A 20,092-nucleotide genomic window follows, 5' to 3' on the forward strand; every position below is an offset into this window, starting at 1 on the left:
CATAAGAAATGAAAAGAATTATTTACACATTATTATTTGTCCTTATTTCCGTCGCAGCCAACGGACAGGCCAAATATGTATTCTATTTCATCGGCGATGGAATGGGAGTCAATCAAGTGAACGGCACAGAAATGTATGCCGCCGAACTCCAAAACGGAACAATCGGCGTGCAGCCTTTATTATTTACGCAATTTCCGGTGGCAACCGTAGCGACAACCTTTTCCGGAACCAATTCAGTGACGGATTCTGCTGCGGCGGGAACGGCGCTGGCGACAGGAAAAAAGACATACAATCACGCCATTTCGGTAGATCAGGACAAAAATCCGATTCAGACATTGGCGGAAAAAGCCAAAAGGGCGGGGAAAAAAGTGGGCGTAACCACTTCGGTCAGCGTAGATCATGCCACGCCCGCTGCGTTCTATGCCCATCAGCCCGACCGGAATATGTATTATGAGATTGCGCTCGACCTTCCGAAAGCCGGCTTCGACTTTTATGCGGGAGGAGGTTTCCTGAAACCGAACAAAACTTTCGAGAAAAAAGACGCCCCCGATATTTTCCCGATCTTCGAAGAAGCCGGATATACCGTAGCTCGCGGATACAACGATTATAAGAACAAAGCCTCAAAAGCAGAGAAAATGATCCTTATTCAAGAAGAAGGCGCTTCACCTTCGTGCCTGCCTTATGCCATCGACCGCAAACCGGGCGACCTGACATTGGCTCAAATCACGGAAAGCGCCATCGACTTCCTGACAAAGGACAACAAAAAAGGCTTCTTCCTCATGGTGGAAGGCGGAAAGATCGACTGGGCTTGTCATTCGAACGATGCCGCCACCACATTCAAAGAGATACAGGATATGGACGACGCTATCAAAGTGGCCTATGAATTCTATAAAAAACACCCGAAGGAAACGTTGATTGTTGTTACCGCCGACCACGAAACCGGTGGTATCGGCTTGGGAACAGGCAGATACGAGCTGAACCTGAAAGCACTGCAATATCAAAAGCAGTCTGCCGATGAACTGTCTCGTCACATCAGCGAATTGAGAAAAACGAAAGATAACAAGGTGACTTGGGAGGATATGAAGGCGTTTCTGGGAGAAAAGATGGGATTCTGGAAAGAACTGCCCGTTTCGTGGGAACAGGAGAAGATGCTGCGCGACGAATTTGAAAAGTCATTCATCAAACACAAGGTGGTATATGCCGAAAGCCTGTACTCAAAAAGCGAGCCTATGGCAGCCTGCGCCAAGAAAGTGATGAACGAAATAGCCATGGTGGGCTGGGTAAGCGGAGGACACTCCGCCGGATATGTTCCGGTATTCGCCATCGGAGCCGGCTCTCAACTGTTCGGAGAAAAGATCGACAACACGGAGATTCCCAAACGTATCGCCAAAGCGGCAAAATATTAACCGTCGGCATAATACATCGTTTTATATAAAGCAAACCGCCTTTCAGCATTTCTCTCAAACAGGCTGAAAGGCGGTTTGCCGCTTTCGGGCTAAACTTTCGTTTCGCCCTCGACAAAATTCTCCAGAAAAAGATTCTCTCCGTCGAACACTGCGTACGAAAAATAACGAATCCAGTCGCCTAAAATCAACACACGGGCAGTAGCGCTTAGCATCAAGTCCAATTCGATATGCCGATGCCCGTAGAGGAAAAAATTAATAGTGGGATGACTCTTCAAATATTCTTTGGTGTATAGCACCAGATATTCTTTATCTTCTCCCATATAGTCGGGTTCCTTTCCATCCATCCGCTTTTGCCGGCTATGCTTCGCCCACGTCAATCCCAACTCAACACTCCAGCGGGGATGCAATGCAGAGAAAAGTTTCTGCAAGGTCGTACTGTGAAAAAGTCTTCTCAGCAGTTTGAACTTATGATCGGGATCGCCCAATCCGTCACCATGCGCCAGATAGAATTCCTTTCCATAAATCTCCACCGTCAGCGGTTCGCGATGAACAATCACCCCGCACTCTTTCGTCAGATAATCGCCGCACCAGATATCGTGGTTGCCTATAAAAAAATGAACTTCCACCCCCATATCCGTAAGCTCGGAGAGCTTTCCCAAGAAGCGGGTATATCCTTTGGGCACGACCAAACGGAATTCATACCAGAAGTCGAACATGTCTCCCAGCAAATAAACGGCAGCAGCTTGATGCTTGATGCTATCGAGAAAATTCACCAAACGCCTTTCATGAGTCCGCCCGTGCTCAATGGCACGTGAACCCAGATGCGCGTCGGAAAGGAAATAAACGTTTTTCATTCGGCGGTAACGATTAACGGCTCGCAAACGGCGATTATAAAAAGCCCAGTTCCAGTTTCGCTTCTTCACTCATCATGTCTTTGTCCCATTCCGGTTCGAACACCAGATTGATGGTCGTGGATTTCACTCCCTCCACCGAGTCTACCTTCTGCCGGACATCTTCCATGATAAAATCGGCAGCCGGACAGTTGGGTGCGGTCAGCGTCATGTCTATCACAACATCCCCGCTATCCGCCACATCGATTTTATAGATCAGACCGAGTTCGTATACGTCCACCGGAATTTCCGGATCGTATACGGTTTTCAACATCGCCACTATTTTTTCTTCTATCTGAAACTTCTCCATAAAGCTTTCTACATTTAAATTCGAACAGCAAAGATAAGAATAAATTCGTTTAGAGGAGCCCCTCATCGGCAAAACTGTAATACCGCCCCTCACAAACAATAACGTGGTCTATCAGATGAATGTTCATTGTGCCCGCCGCCTTACGGATATGTTCCGTCAATGTGCGGTCGGGCTGACTGGGCAAAACATTGCCCGAAGGATGATTGTGGACGACAGCCATCTGCGTCGCCCGTTGAAGCAATGCCTCACGCAAAATAGTCCGCACGTCGGCATACGTCCCGTCGATGCCGCCGGTGCTTATCCTTACCTTATCTATCACTTTTGCCGCCTGATTCAAAAGCAACACCCAAAACTCTTCTTGCTCCAAATCGCACATCAACGGGTGGAAAAGATCGTATATGTCTTTAGAACATTCGATTTGACGCCTCACTTCCGCTTCCTGCAACTTCCGCCTCTTGCCCAGCTCCAGAGCCGCCATCACGGTAATGCTTTTGGCAGGCCCCATGCCTTTGAAACGAGAGTAATCCCGCACTTCCCATTTCGCCAAAGAGTTGAGATTATTATCGCAACTGAGCAGAATGCGCCGCATAAGTCCTACGGCGCTTTCATCGGTATTTCCGGAACCTATCAGAATGGCAAGCAACTCGGCGTCGCTCAAGGCTTGCGCTCCTTTTTCCATCATTTTCTCACGCGGACGGTCTTCTATCGCCCACTGATTGATAGACAGTTTGTGTTTTGCTTTCATTTCAATTTACATTTTCCCGCCTCTCCGTAGGCCGACCTCAGCGAAGCAGAGACGGAACAAGATTTGTGTTCATAGTTTTTTGTATGCTGTTTTCCCGCAACTCAGCAGAGAACCTTACTCATTGATAGAAATTCTTACGAAAAGCCTCGAATTCCTCCCTGCCAAGCACACAACGCTGCCACCATGCCCGCCAGAAACCGGTGCCATAGCCTATCAGCTGGATAAAAGCGGCGGCAATGGAGTAAAAGCCTATACGCAAACTTTTATTCTGCCATGCGGCATCGGCAAAAACCAGTAGGGCGTAAAGCAAAAGAGGCATGACGCTGTAGCCGCAAAAAGGAAATGCCAACAACAGTACCGCAGTACCCAAAGTAAACAAAGCCGGAAGAAGATGTACAAGTTTGAGCGATTCGGGATACTTCTTATACAGGTTGATGCGGGCAATGCCCGAATTGTGCACCTGCTTAAAGAACTTTTTCAAATCCGTCCGCCGCTTATGATACACCCATGCGTCGGGAAAGAGACGACAGGCATAGCCCGCTTTGAAAATACGGATGCTGAAATCGATGTCTTCGCCGAACCGCATCCGGGAAAAACCTCCCAACTCCCGGTAGACTTCAGTACGAATACCCATATTAAAGCTGCGGGGATAGAATTTATCCATCTTCTTTTTCCCGCCGCGGATACCGCCTGTGGTAAAAAACGACGTCATCGAATAATTGATGGCTTTCTGGATGTCGGTAAAAGATTCGTGGGCGCGGTCGGGACCGCCGAAAGCATCGGCCGCCTCACTTGCCAGTTCCCTCTCCACCGCTTCGAAGAATCCTTCGGGCAGAATGACATCGGAATCCAAAATAATCAGATAATCGCCGCTACTCCGCTCCGCTCCGTAATTGCGGGTCTGCCCCGGTCCGGAATTAGGCTTAAAGAAATAGCGCACTGCCAACATCTCCCGATACCTTTCAACCACTTGTTCGCAAGATAGTGTAGAGCCGTCTTCCACCACGATAACCTCGAAGTCGGTGAAATGTTGCCGGGTTAAGCTCCGAAGCAGTTCATCCACTTCATCCGGACGGTTGTAAACCGGCACAATGACTGAATAGCGCATAAAAATAACTGTTTTAAATTCAATCACAAATTAAGAGAAAAAAAAGGAATCGGGAAAAAGAATCGGTCAAAACTATCCGCCGAAGAGCATCCAAAGGGCAAGCATCCGGAGATAATCCCGGCCTAACCACCCAAAAATCCGCAGGGAAGAGACCTACAGAGTGCTTCTGAAAAGCTTTGTTTACTCCGCCAACCGCCTGTTTAATTTACATTTGCAACTGCATTGCCGTGCCAAAGAAAAAGAACACGCCGAACTACAAAAAAAAAAGCCGGCGGGCTTTGAAAAAAACACGGCGGGCTTTGAAATCAAACACGCTGATGTTTGAAATGAAAGGCGGCGGGCTTTTCAAACAAGCATGAAAGAGATGCAAAAAAAGACCGGGACATGGATTTTCCGGTCTTCAAAATCAAAAAAAATCGATTCATTGTATTTCTTGCTTTTTGCGTAAAAAAGCACCGAAATACTCATACTGCAATCATATCACGAGCAATCGGCCTCGCCACATCCGCAAGAGATCAACCAATCGGCATATCCATCCACTTCGGCATATTCCCCGCATATATCAATATAGCTGTATGCCATAGTCAAATCGGCCCGGATGTTCGGATAGAATTCTTCCAACTGCTGCTGGAGCTCTTCGGGGGTGATACCATTTTCCATATTACTTCCTCTAAAGATATATAAACAACTTGCTTCATAGTCCTTGCCGGTCAAATATCGGCTACATAAAGCCCGGCAATTGCATGCCAGAAGCATAAGGATTCTCTTATCTGTCTCACAAATATAATGCACTGATGATTGTAAAACAAGCCCCTTAGCCCTTTTCTGTCTTTTTCATTTTATTCTCGCCGGAAACAGTTTGTACCCTTTCAACTTGTTGATGATAACCAACATGCGTTGCAATCTTTCTATTTTTCTACCCATATATGATATCGATTTGAAATTGCTGCAAACAAAGATAGCAAGGGCAGACGACAAAACATGTCGTCAACAAAAATAATTCCCCTTCTTTTTCGCTATCCTGCCGCAGGGCAGCGAAAAACAAGGGGAATGCTATAAACTCTTTGTTTTCGTTATTTGCTCACGATAGCCATGGTATCGGACGCAATCACCAGCTCTTCGTCGGTAGGAATCACCACGACTTTCACTTTCGAGTCGTCGGCGGAAATTACAGCTTCCACGCCACGCACACTGTTTCTCGACTTATCCATTTTAACGCCCATGAACTCGAGACCCTCGCACACCGCCGCACGGCAAGATGCCTGATTCTCACCCACGCCACCGGTAAAGACAATGGTGTCGACACCGCCTAAAACAGCGGCATACGCGCCTACGTATTTCTTGATGCGATGGAAATACATTTTTTCTGCCAAGATGGCTTGTTTGTTTCCGGCTGCCACAGCAGATTCTATCTCGCGCATATCGCTCGAAATACCGGAAATACCCAACACACCGCTCTTTTTATTCAAAAGATTGGAAACTCCGGTCGTGTTCAAGCCTTCCTTTTCCATGATGAAAGTAACCGCTCCGGCATCGATGTCACCGCTGCGTGTTCCCATCATCAAGCCCTCGAGCGGAGTCAATCCCATCGTGGTATCCATACATTTGCCGTCTTTGATGGCAGCGATAGAACCTCCGTTGCCGATGTGGCAAGTGATGATTCTTTGTCCTTCGGGTTTTACACCCAGAAACTCGCACACACGTTGCGAAACGTAACGGTGAGATGTTCCGTGGAACCCATAGCGACGCACGCCGTACTTCTCATAAAGTTCGTAAGGAATGGCATATAAGTAAGCATAGTCGGGCATGGTCTGATGGAAGGCCGTATCGAACACACCTACCTGCGGCACGTTTGGAAGAATGGCGGTAATCGCGTTCACACCTTTTAGGTTGGCGGGATTGTGCAGAGGCGCCAGATCGTTGCAGGCAATGAAAACATCCAGCACTTCTTTGTTCAGCAGCACCGATTCGCTGAAGCGCTCGCCTCCGTGAACCATACGGTGTCCCACCGCATCAATCTCATCCAATGATTTGATGGCGCCGTATTCCGGAGAGGCCAACGTATTCAGGATAAATTCCACACCTACGGTATGCTCGGGAATGTCTTTCTCCAACACTTTCTTGCTCCCGTCGGGCAATGTCAGCTTCAGGAACGAACCCTTCAAACCTATTTTCTCGATTCCTCCTTGCGCGATAACTTCTTTACTGTCCATATCGAACAGTTTATATTTAATAGACGAACTGCCACAGTTCAGTACTAAAATCTTCATGCTTCTAATTTTAAATAATTAATGACAAATGGTTACAAGCGAAGAACTCAACGAGTGTTCTTTGCGGCGATGGCCTGATTGGCCGTAATGGCAATCATCCGATACACATCTTCGATGGAACAACCGCGAGAGAGGTCGTTCACCGGACGGGCGATACCCTGCAAGATAGGCCCTACCGCATCGGCATGTCCCAAACGCTGCACCAATTTATAAGAAATGTTTCCAACTTCGAGGCTCGGAACTACCAACACATTTGCTTCTCCCGCCACATGCGATCCCGGAGCTTTGCTTGCTCCGATCTCGGGAACGAGAGCGGCATCCGCTTGCATTTCACCATCCAAATCGAGCGTGGGCGCCATTTCTTTGGCAATCTTGGTGGCTTCTATCACCTTGTCTACCACTTCATGTGTAGCGGAACCTTTTGTAGAGAAGCTCAGCATCGCTACTTTCGGACTCTCGATGCCTGCAACCGCTTTTGCTGTTTGAGCCGTACAAACGGCAATCTGTGCCAACTGGTTCGCGTCCGGAACCGGAGTAACAGCCACGTCGCCCATCAGCAACAGTCCGTTCTTTCCACATTCGGGAGCGTGTGTAAGCAACAACATCGCACCTGAGACACAAGTGATACCCGGTGCAGTTTTAATAATCTGCAAGGCCGGACGAAGAACGTTTCCGGTAGTGTTGCGAGCACCTGCCAATTGTCCGTCGGCATCGCCGCTCTTAATCATCAAGCAACCATAGAACAAGGGATCGCTCGTCAGCTTACGAGCCTCTTCAATCGTCATTCCCTTCTTCTTACGAAGCTCGCACAAAAGTTGCGCGTATTCCTCGTGTTTGGGTGAAGTCTCAGGATTGATAATTGTAGCCTTACAAATATTCCCTAATCCCCATTTTACTGCCAACTCATTAATCTCATCTGGATTACCCAACAAGACAAGGTCTGCAACTTCGTCTGTCAAAATCTGATTGGCAGCTTTCAATGTACGCTCCTCCGTTCCTTCCGGAAGAACAATGCGTTGGCGGTTTGCTTTTGCCCGCTCAACGATCTGGTTGATTAAATTAAGCATAGATATATTTAATGTATGTTATAAAAATCGAGACAGCTTACTATTTGCACTGCAAAAGTACTGAATTTTGTAATATCCACATTACAAAAACTTTCTATTTTAATTCCCAAATCTAAAATATTATAATATTTAACACTGTGCTTCTATTTTTCCTATCTTTGCACTGTTTTTCAACTATCAACAGATTATTAGTATGATACGTCAGTGCGCCATTTTATTTGGCTGTTTGGCTTTGGGTGAATTAATCGTTTATCTCACGGGGGTTAAGCTCCCGTCCAGCATCATCGGTATGCTGCTTCTCACTTTTTTCCTAAAATTAGGTTGGATTAAACTTCACTGGGTACAGGGAATGTCCGACTTTCTGGTAGCTAACTTAGGATTCTTCTTTATTCCTCCGGGAGTGGCGCTGATGCTATATTTCGACATCATCGCCGCACAATTCTGGCCGATTGTTATCGCCACCATAATCAGCACCGCCCTTGTTTTAGCCGTCACCGGATGGGTTCATCAATTAACACGTAAAATCAAATGAGCTTCTTAGAAAATAAATTCTTTCTGTTGGCAATCACCTTTGGAATATTCTTTTTTGCCAAACTGCTCCAAAAGAAAACAGGGCAAGTATTGTTAAACCCGATACTGCTGACCATCGCCATTCTGATTATTTTCCTCAAAATAACGGGCATATCTTACGAAACTTACAATGAAGGCGGACATCTCATCGAATTTTGGTTGCGCCCGGCAGTTGTAGCTTTGGGGGTTCCTCTATATCTTCAGCTGGAAACTATCAAAAAACAACTGGTACCTATTTTATTGTCGCAATTGGCAGGCTGCATTGTGGGAGTCATTTCGGTTGTACTGATAGCCAAACTTATGGGAGCTTCTCAAGAAGTAATTCTTTCATTGGCTCCCAAATCGGTAACCACTCCTATCGCAATGGAAGTCACCCAAACGATAGGCGGTATCCCTTCACTTACAGCAGCAGTCGTCGTAGCAGTAGGTTTGCTGGGAGCTGTTTGCGGTTTTAAAACCATGAAGGTAATGCGTGTAGGCAGTCCGATAGCGCAAGGACTCTCTATGGGAACTGCCGCTCATGCGGTGGGCACATCCACAGCAATGGACGTGAGTAAAAAATACGGTGCATACGCCAGTTTAGGATTAACGCTGAACGGGATATTCACAGCACTGCTGACTCCTACCATTTTGCGGCTGTTGGGAATATTGTGACAACAAAACCATCAAATTATCCGTTATATAATGCGTAAAACTAAAAAAAAGAATTCATGATTCCATTCAAAGATATCACATTAGCGGATAAAGACATAATCACATCATTCACCTTAAACAGCAGACGACGCAACTGCGACCTTTCATTCTCCAATCTTTGCAGCTGGCGATTTCTGTATAATACACAGTTTGCCGTCGTGGATGATTTTCTTGTATTCAAATTCTGGGCCGACGACCAATTGGCTTACATGATGCCCGTAGGAAACGGCGATCAGAAATCCATTCTTTACAAACTGATTGAAGATGCCGGAAAAGAAGGACAGCCGTTTTGCATGTTGGGTGTCTGCTCCGATATGCGGAAAGAGCTTGAAACAGTATTGCCCGACCGGTTTACTTTTACAGAAGATCGTGATTACGCCGATTACATCTATCTGAGAAGCGACCTTTCCACACTGAAAGGAAAAAAATTCCAACCGAAACGGAACCATATCAACCGATTCCGCAATACATATTCCGACTACGAATATATTCCGATAACTCCCGATCTTATCGAGGAATGCTTGAAACTGGAGGCCGAATGGTGCAAGGCAAACGATTGCGACCAGCACGAGGGAACAGGAAACGAACGCCGCGCTCTGGTGTATGCCTTACATAATTTCGAAGCAATCGGACTCACAGGCGGTATCCTGCGCGTCAACGGACAAATCGTGGCATTCACTTTCGGCATGCCCATCAACCACGAAACATTCGGCGTGCATGTGGAAAAGGCAGACACCCGAATAGACGGGGCATACGCCATGATTAACTATGAATTCGCCAACCACATCCCCGAACAATACGTTTACATCAACCGAGAAGAAGACTTAGGAATAGAAGGCCTGCGCAAAGCAAAACTCTCGTACCAACCGGTAACGATTCTGGAGAAACACATGGCTTGTCTCAAAGATCATCCGATAAATGAAATAAGATGGTAACAACAAGAAGCATGAAAGAGAAAGTTAAAACACTGTGGAGCATATGTTTCAATGACAGCAAAGCATTCATTGACATGTACTTCCGCTTACGTTATAAAAGTAATGTCAACATAGCCATCGAAAGCGGGGGAGAAATCATATCCGCCCTGCAAATGCTTCCCTACCCGATGACTTTCTGTGGAAACACAGTGCAGACTTCTTATGTTTCCGGCGCTTGCACGCATCCGGACTTTCGCGGGAAAGGCGTGATGCGTGAGCTTCTCTCTCAGGCGTTTGCCCGGATGTTTCACGGTGAAGTGCTTTTCAGCACATTGATTCCCGCCGAACCGTGGCTATTCGACTACTATAAACAGATGGGATACGCCTCCGTGTTCGGATACTCCATTCAGGAAATATCGATTCCCGATACTCCACCCTTGGGAAAGATAAAAGTGAAAATCGTAACCAAATCACAGAAAGAGGTTTATCAATATCTGAATCGGAAACTTTCCGAACGGGCTTGCTGCATTCAGCATACCGCCGAAGACTTCCGGGTAATCATGACCGATCTGTCCATCAGCGGGGGGATACTGTTCACCGCCAAGCAAGATGAAACAATTAAAGGACTGGCTATCTTGTATAAGCGCGAAAAGGGATGGATTATCAACGAATTATTTGCCGACACACAAGAAATAGAACACAACCTGTTGCTCCATATAAAGAAGCAGATAGGCGAAGAACGGATCACCCGGCTACTGCCTTCGGAAGAAACGCCTCCACCCCATTTACTGGGTATGGCACGCATCATCAATCCGAAAAAAGTATTGGATCTATACGCCACCGCTTTTCCGGAAGAAGAAATGCAATTGGAACTCACCGACAAGCAGTTGTCTGTAAACAATGGCTATTACTATCTGTGCAACGGGAAATGCATGTTCAGCACGGAGCGTCTGCCCGGCCGCCATCTCTCCATGGACATAAGCGAACTGACGAAAAGAATCCTGCTTCCGCTCAGGCCCTACATGAGTTTAATGCTGAACTGACCTTTCACATCCGGCAACTTCGGACAAAATCACCCTCCGAAGCGACAGGTAGAAACGAAAGGGCGTATCGAAGCTTTTGCGGAACAGCCTCTTTTGCCGGCAACAAGCATCTATTACCTTTCAGCGTCGAGAAACCGGTTCGCGTCTTAACAAAGAAACTCGCAATTAAATGTTTTTTTGTTTGCGTCCATACCGCAAACCATTTAACAGTCGAATTACGCACAGCGCCATGTGCAAAACAAATCCCGGCCGATTGAAAGTCTTGAATAAGCAAACCGACCGGGATTCGGATAAATAGAAACCTGCGAAGAACAGAACTTTCTGAGCATCGACAGGCAACTATCCTTTACAATCCGCTGAAATCTACGCCTTCGAATACCAGTGAGGGAATCCGCCACGAAGAATTCAGTCGCGGGTCGTTGCCTGTTTCAACAAGAGAACTCCACAACGTGATCATATTACCCGTAATATTCATCTCCGAAACAGGCTGTGTCAGTTTTCCGCCCTCTATCAGAAAACCTTCGATACCGTAAGAGAAATCTCCGGTAGAACTGTTGCAGTTGCCGCCATTGAAGCCTGTTACCAGAATACCCTTATCGATATCGGCAACCAATCCTTCCAAATTCTTATTTCCGGTGTTCATCACCAGAATAGACGCCGAGCTGATTGTCGGATCGACTTCCATTTTCCCGGCGTTATAAGTATCTATGAAGTAAGTGTTCAACACACCTCTATCGAAAATGGCCCGACGCTCCGTAGCGATTCCCTCATTATCGAAATAACGTGCTCCGAAAGCCTTCACCAAATGAGGGTCGTCCGTCAATGTCAGACGGTCGCTCCCCACTTTCTCATGCAGTTTGTTGAGCAGAAAAGAATTCTTTTGCTGCAACGCTCCTCCGTTCAAAGCACTCATCAACGGTCCCAACAGCCGGCCGGTGTTCATCGGGTCTACCACCATCGTGTATTTTCCCGATTGCACTTTCTTTTGTCCCAGCTTACGCAACACTCTTTCCAAAGCCTTCTGCCCGATTCCTTTTTTTATCAGATCGTCGATGTATAAAGAAGACTCATACCAATAAGAGGAAGGGCGGGCTTCCCCTTCGCCTTTGATGGTTACGCTTGCAGAAAGAGAATACCACGTATTTTTCGTTTCTCCCTCAAACCCATTGCTTATTAAACGATATGCGGCATTCTCTCCGTCGTTGTAAGAAGAAGACACGGAAATCACACGTTCGTCTTTCCCCATCGCTTCTTCCGCCACCGCCTTTGCCAACGCCACCTTATCGTCGGGATCGATGGAAGAGAACTTACTGTCCGACAATTGCAAATCGGGCTTTCCACCTTTATAGTAACGTTCCGGATCGGGCAACACGCGGGCCTTGTCTTCCGCCAGATAGCGTGTCGAATCGATACCGTTCTTGATGAACGTTTCCAGTTCTTTCCTGTCCAGACGGTTTGTAGAAATGCTTCCGTACCTGCCGTCTACATATAAAGAAACATTGAGTCCTCCTTCGGTAGCCTGTTGCAGAGTTTCCATTTTGGCATCCCTCAGTTCGAACGATGTGTTTGAAGAAGAATACAAAAGAACCTTTGCCGCCTGACATCCGTTCCTTAAAGCGTAGTCCATCGCCCACTGCGCCAACTTCTTATTATTATCTGTAATCATAGATTCGTCTTTTAAAAGAGATTAATGGTTAGTTAAAGTTTCAGCTTTCGCCGCCCACAGTCAGTTTGCTGACCAAAGCAGACGGCATACCGCAGGTTACAGGACACGATTGCCCGTCCTTGCCGCAAGTCCATGTGCCATTATCCACTTTCGCGTTCGTACCTACCATCGTGATATCCGCCAAAGCTTTCGGACCATTTCCTATGATATTTATATCTTTGACAGGCTGTGTCAGTTTCCCGTCTTCAATCATATAGCCCGACTTCACGAAGAACGTAAAGTCGCCCGCTCCAATCTGCACCTCCCCATTGGTAAAGTTGTTCACAAATATCCCTTTCTTCACCGAAGCTATGATATCCGCCTCATCTACATTGCCCGCTTCCATGTATGTGGCCCGCATACGGGGAATCGGCATATTGCGGAAAGACTCCCGCCGTCCGTTTCCGGTCGGCTCCACTCCGTAATGCTTGGCGCTGATGCGGTCGTGTATATAGCTTGTCAGCACCCCCTCTTTTATCAGATAAGTCTTTTGTCCTTCAGCACCCTCATCGTCGAAATTCACTGCCCCGCGATTGAACGGAATCGTCCCGTCGTCCACTACATTGATGTGCTCGTTGCATACTTTTTTATTCAACTGATCGGCAAAGATTGAAATATTCTTCCGGTTAAAGTCTGCTTCAAAAGTATGTCCGATGGCTTCGTGAAGCAAGATACCCGATCCTCCGGCACCCATCACCACCGGCATCTCGCCGCCTTTAGGCTTAACTGCTTTGAACATAATCGCCGTTTGCTCCACCGCTTCGCGCGCAATAACCTCCACCACGTCGTCCGTCAAGAAATCGTAACCTTTGCGATAAGCGCGGGCGGCATATCCGTTCTCCATCTTCCCGTTCTCTTCCATGATACATACCGCTCCCAGCGTCACCATGGGACGATAATCGTAATACATCACCCCTTCCGAATTACAGAAGAATATGTGCGATGTAGTATCGCTTTGGCGGGCCTGTACCTTTCGTACCCGTTTGTCCATGGCAAAAATCCGTTCATTCAACCTTTGCAGGTATGGCATTTTGTCTTTCAGGTTCACTTCCTCCCAAGGCGATGATACAGTATAGTAGTTTTTCTTGAGAACTTTCTCGGTAAGGTTCAGCGGTTTATTCCCTTTATTGGCGGAAGCGATGCGCGCTGCCGTACGGGCCGCTTTCAACATCTCTTCCAGCGTACTGTTCTCCACATAAGCATATCCGCTCTGATCGCCCGAAAGCACACGAACACCGACTCCATAATCTATATTCGAATAACTATTATTCACCGCACCATCCATCAGCCTGATGTTATTGCTGATGGTATGTTCGAAAAACAGGTCCGCATAATCTCCTCCTTTCTCCAATGCGGCAGAAAGCACTTTCTTCAAGTCCGCTTCACTCACTCCGAAATGCTCCATCGCCAAAGCGATGGAAGTTTTCTTGTCGGCTCCTTTACCGCCCAATGCGCCGGAAGAGTTCATTCCCATCACAGAACCTGTTGCCAGTGTACCCAGCAAAGCCATTCCTCCGGTCTTTAGAAAAATACGTCTATCCATAATAATTATTATTAAATCATGTTTTACCGATTAATCATTCCCTTGTTATTCACTCTGCAACCCGTGCCTCACAACTCTGCAATCCCTTCATTCTTCCTTTGTCAGCAAACTTTCAAGTTCCTCCGCATTCAGTCTGAGGTAGAATTGCCCCTTATAAGCTACGGAAATGGCTCCGGTTTCTTCAGAAACGATAATCGCGTGCGAGTCGGACTGTTGCGAAATACCCATAGCCGCCCGATGCCGCAAGCCAAGATCTTTGGGAATTTCCAAGTCGTGCGATACCGGCAAGATACATCCCGCCGCTTTAATCCGTTTTTTACTGATAACCATCGCCCCATCATGCAAAGGGCTGTTTTTAAAAAATATATTCTCAATCAGACGCTGGTTCAATGTCGCGTCAATCTCTTCACCGGTCCGCACCACCTCATCCAAGGGTATGGCATGTTCAATCACAATCAACGCTCCGACTTTTTGCTTGCCCATGCTTAAACAGGCCATTACTACCGGCATAATGTCACTATGCTTCAAAGCGTCTTTTTTCGCTCCGCTAAAGAAATTTCCCAACGCGCTGAAACGCTGATGAGAACCTAACGTAAACAGAAAACGGCGTATTTCATCCTGAAACAGGACAATTAAAGCAATAACACCCACATTCATCAAAGTATCGAAAATAGAACCCAGCAACTTCATCTCCAATATTTGAGTGACCACCAGCCAAATAAGAATGAGCATGAGAATACCCGTAAAAACTTTGATGGATCCGGACACCTTCATCAGCTTGTATGTATAGTACAGCAAAAAAGCTACCAGCAGAATATCAATAAAATCTTTTATGCCAAAATCAAAAAACATAACGCTCAGAGTTTAATCATAGGATTGGTATTTTTTCTCATAGCCTCGACAATCTTCGCCGTCTCCACAGCTTCCCGCACATCGTGTACCCGAAGGATGTGAGCTCCTTTCATCAGCGCAATCGTGTCGAGCACCGTAGTTCCGTTCAACGAATCTTGCGGAGTTCCGCCCAGTAACTTATAAATCATCGATTTCCGCGACACGCCGACCAGTATCGGAAGCTCAAAGACACGGAATTCTTCGAGATGAGCCATTAGCTCATAATTGTGTTCCAGTGTCTTTCCAAATCCGAATCCCGGATCGAGAATAATGTCTTTTGCTCCCCAATCACGCATTTGCTGAATTTTACGGGCAAAATACATAAAGATTTCTTTGATGAGATTATCATAGTGAGGTTCTTTCTGCATGTTTTGAGGAGTTCCGAGCATGTGCATCATGACATAGGGCACTCCCAAACGGGCTACAGTTTCAAACATACGTTCGTCCATTTCTCCACCCGAAATATCATTTATGATAGCCACTCCATATTCTTTCACACACCACTCGGCAACCTCCGATCGGAAAGTATCCACGGAAACAACCGCTTCGGGATATTCTCGAGTCACAATCTCCAGCCCTGTACGAAGCCTCCGCATCTCCTCTTCGGCAGATATATGTTCGGCGTTAGGACGGGACGAGTAAGCGCCTATGTCAATAATCGAAGCTCCTTCTTCCATAATTTGCCGTGTTCTGGCAGCGATATCGGCCTCCGTCTCCGCCCGACATCCGGAATAAAAAGAATCGGGAGTTACATTCAAAATACCCATTACTTGTGGAGACGTCAAATCGAGCAAGCGGCCATTTACATTAATATAAGTAGGAGATAAAAAATTCATCATCGATTTTATTTCTATTTAGACTGTTGCAAATGTAGAGAAAAAAAGCAATTATTCACACTAAAGATACAAGAAATAAGCGTATATTTGCACACTGTAGAATATATCGACCCATAAACACCCCAAGCCCCATGTTCCGTCTTCTTTTAGGATGTTTTCTTCTTTTTATTTTTTGCGCGGTTTCTGTAAATGCACAAAAGGAAGCCAAGACATTCAACGTGTCTCCGGAACTCTACGCTTATTATCAGTATTGCCAGGAACATTTGACTCATCCCTCCGTAATGAACATGGCGGATACGTTGTTTCACATGGCCGAAAGATTACAGGATAAGCGAATGCAGGCCGTAGCCCTGTCTACCCAACTGGACTATCATTATTACCAATCGTCGGATGAAGACAGCGTGATTTATTACACCAATAAAGTAAAACTCTTTTCAAAGCGAACCCGGCAACCCAAATATTACTATTTCGCATGGGGAAACCGGCTGATTCTATACTACCTGAAGACCGGCAGGTCGAACATTGCTCTATACGAAGCCGAAAAGATGCTTAAAGAAGCACAGAAGGAAGACAGCAAAATCGGGTTACTGTATTGCTACAATGTCATGTCGCAAATTTATACAATCAAGAAAATGAAAACGATGGCATTCGAGTGGCGGATGAAAGAGATAGAGCTGACCGAGAAATACAAGCTCGAGAATTATAACATTACCAATACCTACATTCAATTGGCAGACTACTATGTGGAGCAACACCAACAAGAGAGAGCGCTTGAAGCGTTGACCAAAGCAAGCGGCTACTCGAATTCGGCAGTTCACAAAGTGTGGTTGCAATTGGCTTACGTAAATTATTACAGCGCGTTCGGAGAGTTGCAGAAAGCAGGAAAAGTATTGAAAGAATGCAAGAAGATGTTTGAGCAAGATCAAAGACTAAAGTCGCTTAAAAAAGGATTGTATCATACAGAGTATATTTATTATCAAAAAACGGGGCAATTTCCCAAAGCGCTGGAGGCTGCCGAAAAACAGAGACTGGAGGAGAGCAATCTGGGCGAACACGTGCAGAGCGGCAACCACTATCGTTCCAAAGGGGAGATTTACAGCCGGATGGGACATTTTGATACGGCAGTAGATTATTTCAAGAAATATATGGAAGCGGAAGACTCTCTAAAAACAGCCAACGAGCAGTTGGCAAGCAGCGAATTCGCGACCCTGCTGAATGTAGAGCTTCTGAATGCCGAGAAAAAAGAATTAATGCTTCAGGCACAAAAGAAAGAGATACGCACTAAAACGGGCATAGCCGCTTTATTGTCAATCTTATTAGGTATTGTCTTTTTCTTCTTATATCGGGAAAATCGATTGAACAGAAGGCTCAAGTCTTCGGAAAGGGAATTGAAACTCAAGAACGAAGAACTCATCGTCTCGCGCGAAGAAGTTCGTAAAGCCAGAGATCGCGCCGAAGCGGAAAGCAGGATGAAAACAACCTTCATCAAAAGCATGTCGCACGAAATCCGCACGCCGCTCAACTCCATCGTAGGATTCTCCGAAGTGTTGAGCGACCGCTATAAAGACGACATGGAAACGGCGGAGTTCGCAGAAATCATAAAAACAAACAGCAAGGTCCTGCTCCGACTGATTACCGATGTGCTTGCCCTATCGGAACTGGATCAGCACGATAAGCTGCCGACAGACATCAGGACAGACATAAACGCCGCATGCCTGCAAGCGGCAGAAACCGCAAAAACATGCAAGAACAAGGAAGTATCCGTATCATTGCAACCACTGAAGGACAACCTGTTTATTCTAAGCAACCCGGAACGCATAACGCAACTATTGTCGGGATTGGTACGGAATGCCGCCAAATTCACCAAGAGCGGCAATATCAATATCAGCTATGCAGAATTGCCGGAAGCCCAAAAACTGCGGATTTATATTACCGATACCGGAATAGGCATTCCGGAAGAGGAGCAAGAAGAGGTTTTCGAACGGTTCTATAAAGTCAATCCGTTCTCGCAAGGTACGGGGCTCGGACTGTCTATCTGCCGGAATATCGCCGAGAAGCTGGGAGGGAGCCTGCAAGTAGACTCATCGTACACGGGCGGATGCAGAATGGTGTTGACGCTTCCGTTGGTATATGCATAGCACTTTTCTTCTCTCCGACATCGACACAGGTAACGTTTTTTGCCGCATACACGGATATTGTTCCGAAAGAATCACCTATCTTTGCCATACTTTTAAAAAGATTCAGGTTATGGAACTTGCTGCGCTTTATCAAATCTTTCTCAATTGTAAAACGGTGACTACCGACAGCCGCAACTGTCCGGAAGGATCGCTCTTCATCGCCTTGAAAGGCGACTCGTTCGACGGCAACGCTTTTGCCGGAAAAGCCTTGCAGGACGGATGTGCTTACGCTGTGGTAGACGAGGCGGAATATGCCTCCGCAGGCGACGAGCGATACATTCTTACAGAGAATTGCCTTCAGACCTTGCAACAACTTGCCAACTATCACCGCCGGCAGTTGGGAACACGGATTATCGGCATCACGGGAACCAACGGAAAAACAACGACCAAGGAGCTCATAGCCGCCGTTCTTTCGCAGGCTTACAAGGTACTCTACACGCAAGGCAATCTGAACAACCACATCGGAGTTCCTCTCACCCTCTTGCGGTTGCGCCCCGAACACCAACTGGCTGTGGTGGAGATGGGGGCAAACCATCCGGGAGAGATAAAGCATCTTTGCGAAATTGCCGAGCCCGATTACGGCATCATCACCAACGTAGGCAAAGCGCACCTCGAAGGCTTCGGCTCTTTCGAAGGAGTTATCAAAACCAAAGGAGAACTGTACGATTTCCTCCGCAAAAAAAATCATCCCACCATCTTTATTCACGAAAACAATCCTTATCTGAAAAAGATGGCGGGCGGTTCGGGCTGTTCTTCGCCCCAAACAAAAAACGGAGTCAAAACAGACGGAGCGCAACCGTCGGCCCCATTTAACTGCATTCGCTACGGAACCGGAGAGGGACTGTACGTCAACGGAAAGATTACGGCAAACGATCCGTTCCTGACGTTTGAATGGGAAGCAGGCGAAAAAAAGACCAAAGAAGGGGAAGCAAACCGGAAACATCGCGTACAGACGCAACTCATAGGCGAATACAACTTTACCAATGCCATGGCAGCCATCGCCATCGGCCGATTCTTCGGGGTGGAAGATGAGAAAATAGACCGAGCATTAACCGCATACACCCCACAAAACAACCGGTCGCAACTGAAAAAGACAGCGCGCAATACGCTTGTCATCGACGCATACAACGCCAATCCTACCAGCATGATAGCGGCTTTGGAGAATTTCAGGAACATGAAGGCGCCTCATAAGATGCTTTTGCTGGGCGATATGCGCGAGTTGGGTACGGAAAGCCCGGCGGAACATCAAAAGATTGCCGACTTCATCAGCCTATGCGGTTTTGAAACCGTATGGCTTGTGGGAGAGCAATTCGCAGCGGCAAGCCATCGGTTCCAAACGTTTGCGGATATACAAGAAGTCATTTCCCGCCTGCAGACGGAACATCCGCAAGGACATACCATTCTGATCAAAGGTTCCAACGGAATAAAGCTCGATAAAGCGATAGATTACTTATAAAGAATAATCAGGAGATTCCGACGAAGGTTTTGTTTCACAAGCATGAAACAAAGTGTTCTTGCCGGTGAAACAAAGTGTTTTTGCTAATGAAACAAAGTGTTTCAACAGCATGAAACAAAATGTTCCTGCCGGTGAAACCAATCAAACAAAAGGACGATTGCCTGAAAGCTGTGTGGTTTAATGTTTTTAGTTGACCACTTTACGGCTTATTTTCAAAGTGGGTTGACTCAGTTAATACTTATTTTTATTACAAGTTGACGCTCGTTTTTGGCTATTTGCTATTTAGGTTGACTTTAAAAAATATCAAACAATAACCAGTAAGAGTATCTCAGGGTATGATTCCTTTCTTGCCCCTCGACCTGTGGTTGTGTAGGATATTCTTTGTCGGTCAATGCAAAGTTAGTGATATTTTCCTAAGCAACAACCTCTTTGATGGCTTTCTCGCGGTAGCTGATCCATCTTTTTTTT

The 20,092-nt window shown here is 46.5% G+C and carries 19 protein-coding genes; 8 read left to right on the forward strand and 11 right to left on the reverse strand.

Going from position 1 to position 20,092, the window contains the following annotated elements:
• Positions 1–8: 8 nt before the first annotated feature.
• Complete coding sequence (locus C234_RS0110855; RefSeq protein WP_027325796.1) at positions 9–1,406, forward strand: alkaline phosphatase; 1,398 nt, start codon at positions 9–11, stop codon at positions 1,404–1,406.
• Between the two features lie 89 nt (positions 1,407–1,495).
• On the opposite strand, the gene C234_RS0110860 is transcribed toward C234_RS0110855, so the two are convergent.
• The 4 genes from C234_RS0110860 to C234_RS0110875 all read right to left on the reverse strand — a co-directional run bounded on the left by C234_RS0110860 (position 1,496) and on the right by C234_RS0110875 (position 4,459).
• A complete protein-coding gene (locus C234_RS0110860; protein ID WP_027325797.1) occupies positions 1,496–2,260 on the reverse strand; it encodes a UDP-2,3-diacylglucosamine diphosphatase in 765 nt (254 codons plus the stop codon).
• Between the two features lie 34 nt (positions 2,261–2,294).
• Positions 2,295–2,606 carry an iron-sulfur cluster assembly protein gene (locus C234_RS0110865; RefSeq protein ID WP_021645750.1) on the reverse strand — a complete coding sequence of 104 codons (312 nt, stop codon included), beginning with the start codon at positions 2,604–2,606 and terminating at the stop codon, positions 2,295–2,297.
• A 49-nt stretch (positions 2,607–2,655) separates the two neighbouring features.
• The gene (radC, locus tag C234_RS0110870; RefSeq protein WP_021645749.1) at positions 2,656–3,351 is read right to left on the reverse strand and encodes a RadC family protein; all 696 of its coding nucleotides are present in this window, start codon (positions 3,349–3,351) and stop codon (positions 2,656–2,658) included.
• Between the two features lie 118 nt (positions 3,352–3,469).
• Positions 3,470–4,459, reverse strand: a complete 990-nt coding sequence (locus C234_RS0110875; protein ID WP_027325798.1) for a glycosyltransferase family 2 protein — start codon at positions 4,457–4,459, stop codon at positions 3,470–3,472.
• A 160-nt stretch (positions 4,460–4,619) separates the two neighbouring features.
• Between C234_RS0110875 and C234_RS17505 the strand changes: the two genes are divergently transcribed.
• Positions 4,620–4,784 (forward strand): hypothetical protein, encoded by a 165-nt coding sequence (locus tag C234_RS17505; RefSeq protein ID WP_154656412.1) that lies wholly within the window; start codon positions 4,620–4,622, stop codon positions 4,782–4,784.
• 155 nt (positions 4,785–4,939) lie between these two features.
• Here the strand turns inward: C234_RS17505 and C234_RS0110890 are convergent, their stop codons facing one another.
• The 3 genes from C234_RS0110890 to pta form a co-directional block, all read right to left on the reverse strand.
• Entirely contained in the window at positions 4,940–5,119 is a 180-nt protein-coding gene (locus tag C234_RS0110890) for a hypothetical protein (protein WP_039972678.1), read from the reverse strand.
• Positions 5,120–5,532: 413 nt separating this feature from the next.
• The gene (locus tag C234_RS0110900; RefSeq protein WP_027325800.1) at positions 5,533–6,729 is read right to left on the reverse strand and encodes an acetate kinase; all 1,197 of its coding nucleotides are present in this window, start codon (positions 6,727–6,729) and stop codon (positions 5,533–5,535) included.
• A 47-nt stretch (positions 6,730–6,776) separates the two neighbouring features.
• Positions 6,777–7,796 carry a phosphate acetyltransferase gene (gene pta, locus C234_RS0110905; RefSeq protein WP_027325801.1) on the reverse strand — a complete coding sequence of 340 codons (1,020 nt, stop codon included), beginning with the start codon at positions 7,794–7,796 and terminating at the stop codon, positions 6,777–6,779.
• A gap of 193 nt (positions 7,797–7,989) precedes the next feature.
• On the opposite strand from pta, the gene C234_RS0110910 reads away from it, so the two are divergent.
• Genes C234_RS0110910 through C234_RS0110925 form a run of 4 tightly spaced genes read left to right on the forward strand, consistent with a single transcriptional unit; the run spans position 7,990 to position 11,016 of the window.
• Positions 7,990–8,328, forward strand: a complete 339-nt coding sequence (locus C234_RS0110910) for a CidA/LrgA family protein (protein WP_027325802.1) — start codon at positions 7,990–7,992, stop codon at positions 8,326–8,328.
• The gene (locus C234_RS0110915; RefSeq protein ID WP_027325803.1) at positions 8,325–9,020 is read left to right on the forward strand and encodes an LrgB family protein; all 696 of its coding nucleotides are present in this window, start codon (positions 8,325–8,327) and stop codon (positions 9,018–9,020) included. Before C234_RS0110910 ends, C234_RS0110915 begins: the two co-directional genes overlap by 4 nt.
• A gap of 56 nt (positions 9,021–9,076) precedes the next feature.
• Positions 9,077–9,994, forward strand: coding sequence for a DUF2156 domain-containing protein (locus C234_RS0110920; protein WP_027325804.1), 918 nt, complete (start codon positions 9,077–9,079; stop codon positions 9,992–9,994).
• A gap of 11 nt (positions 9,995–10,005) precedes the next feature.
• A complete protein-coding gene (locus C234_RS0110925; RefSeq protein ID WP_027325805.1) occupies positions 10,006–11,016 on the forward strand; it encodes a GNAT family N-acetyltransferase in 1,011 nt (336 codons plus the stop codon).
• Between the two features lie 346 nt (positions 11,017–11,362).
• Here the strand turns inward: C234_RS0110925 and C234_RS0110930 are convergent, their stop codons facing one another.
• The 4 genes from C234_RS0110930 to folP all read right to left on the reverse strand — a co-directional run bounded on the left by C234_RS0110930 (position 11,363) and on the right by folP (position 15,994).
• Entirely contained in the window at positions 11,363–12,682 is a 1,320-nt protein-coding gene (locus tag C234_RS0110930) for a TldD/PmbA family protein (RefSeq protein ID WP_027325806.1), read from the reverse strand.
• 40 nt (positions 12,683–12,722) lie between these two features.
• On the reverse strand, positions 12,723–14,264 hold the full coding sequence (locus C234_RS0110935; RefSeq protein ID WP_027325807.1) for a TldD/PmbA family protein: 1,542 nt from the start codon (positions 14,262–14,264) through the stop codon (positions 12,723–12,725).
• A gap of 87 nt (positions 14,265–14,351) precedes the next feature.
• Positions 14,352–15,116, reverse strand: a complete 765-nt coding sequence (cdaA, locus tag C234_RS0110940) for a diadenylate cyclase CdaA (RefSeq protein ID WP_027325808.1) — start codon at positions 15,114–15,116, stop codon at positions 14,352–14,354.
• A gap of 5 nt (positions 15,117–15,121) precedes the next feature.
• Positions 15,122–15,994, reverse strand: a complete 873-nt coding sequence (folP, locus tag C234_RS0110945; RefSeq protein WP_187422555.1) for a dihydropteroate synthase — start codon at positions 15,992–15,994, stop codon at positions 15,122–15,124.
• A 128-nt stretch (positions 15,995–16,122) separates the two neighbouring features.
• On the opposite strand from folP, the gene C234_RS0110950 reads away from it, so the two are divergent.
• Positions 16,123–18,129 (forward strand): tetratricopeptide repeat-containing sensor histidine kinase, encoded by a 2,007-nt coding sequence (locus C234_RS0110950; RefSeq protein WP_027325810.1) that lies wholly within the window; start codon positions 16,123–16,125, stop codon positions 18,127–18,129.
• Between the two features lie 109 nt (positions 18,130–18,238).
• Positions 18,239–19,624, forward strand: coding sequence for a UDP-N-acetylmuramoyl-tripeptide--D-alanyl-D-alanine ligase (locus tag C234_RS0110955; RefSeq protein ID WP_027325811.1), 1,386 nt, complete (start codon positions 18,239–18,241; stop codon positions 19,622–19,624).
• Positions 19,625–20,092: the final 468 nt, after the last annotated feature.

The organism is Bacteroides pyogenes DSM 20611 = JCM 6294, from assembly GCF_000428105.1.
Taxonomy (GTDB): Bacteria; Bacteroidota; Bacteroidia; order Bacteroidales; family Bacteroidaceae; genus Bacteroides; species Bacteroides pyogenes.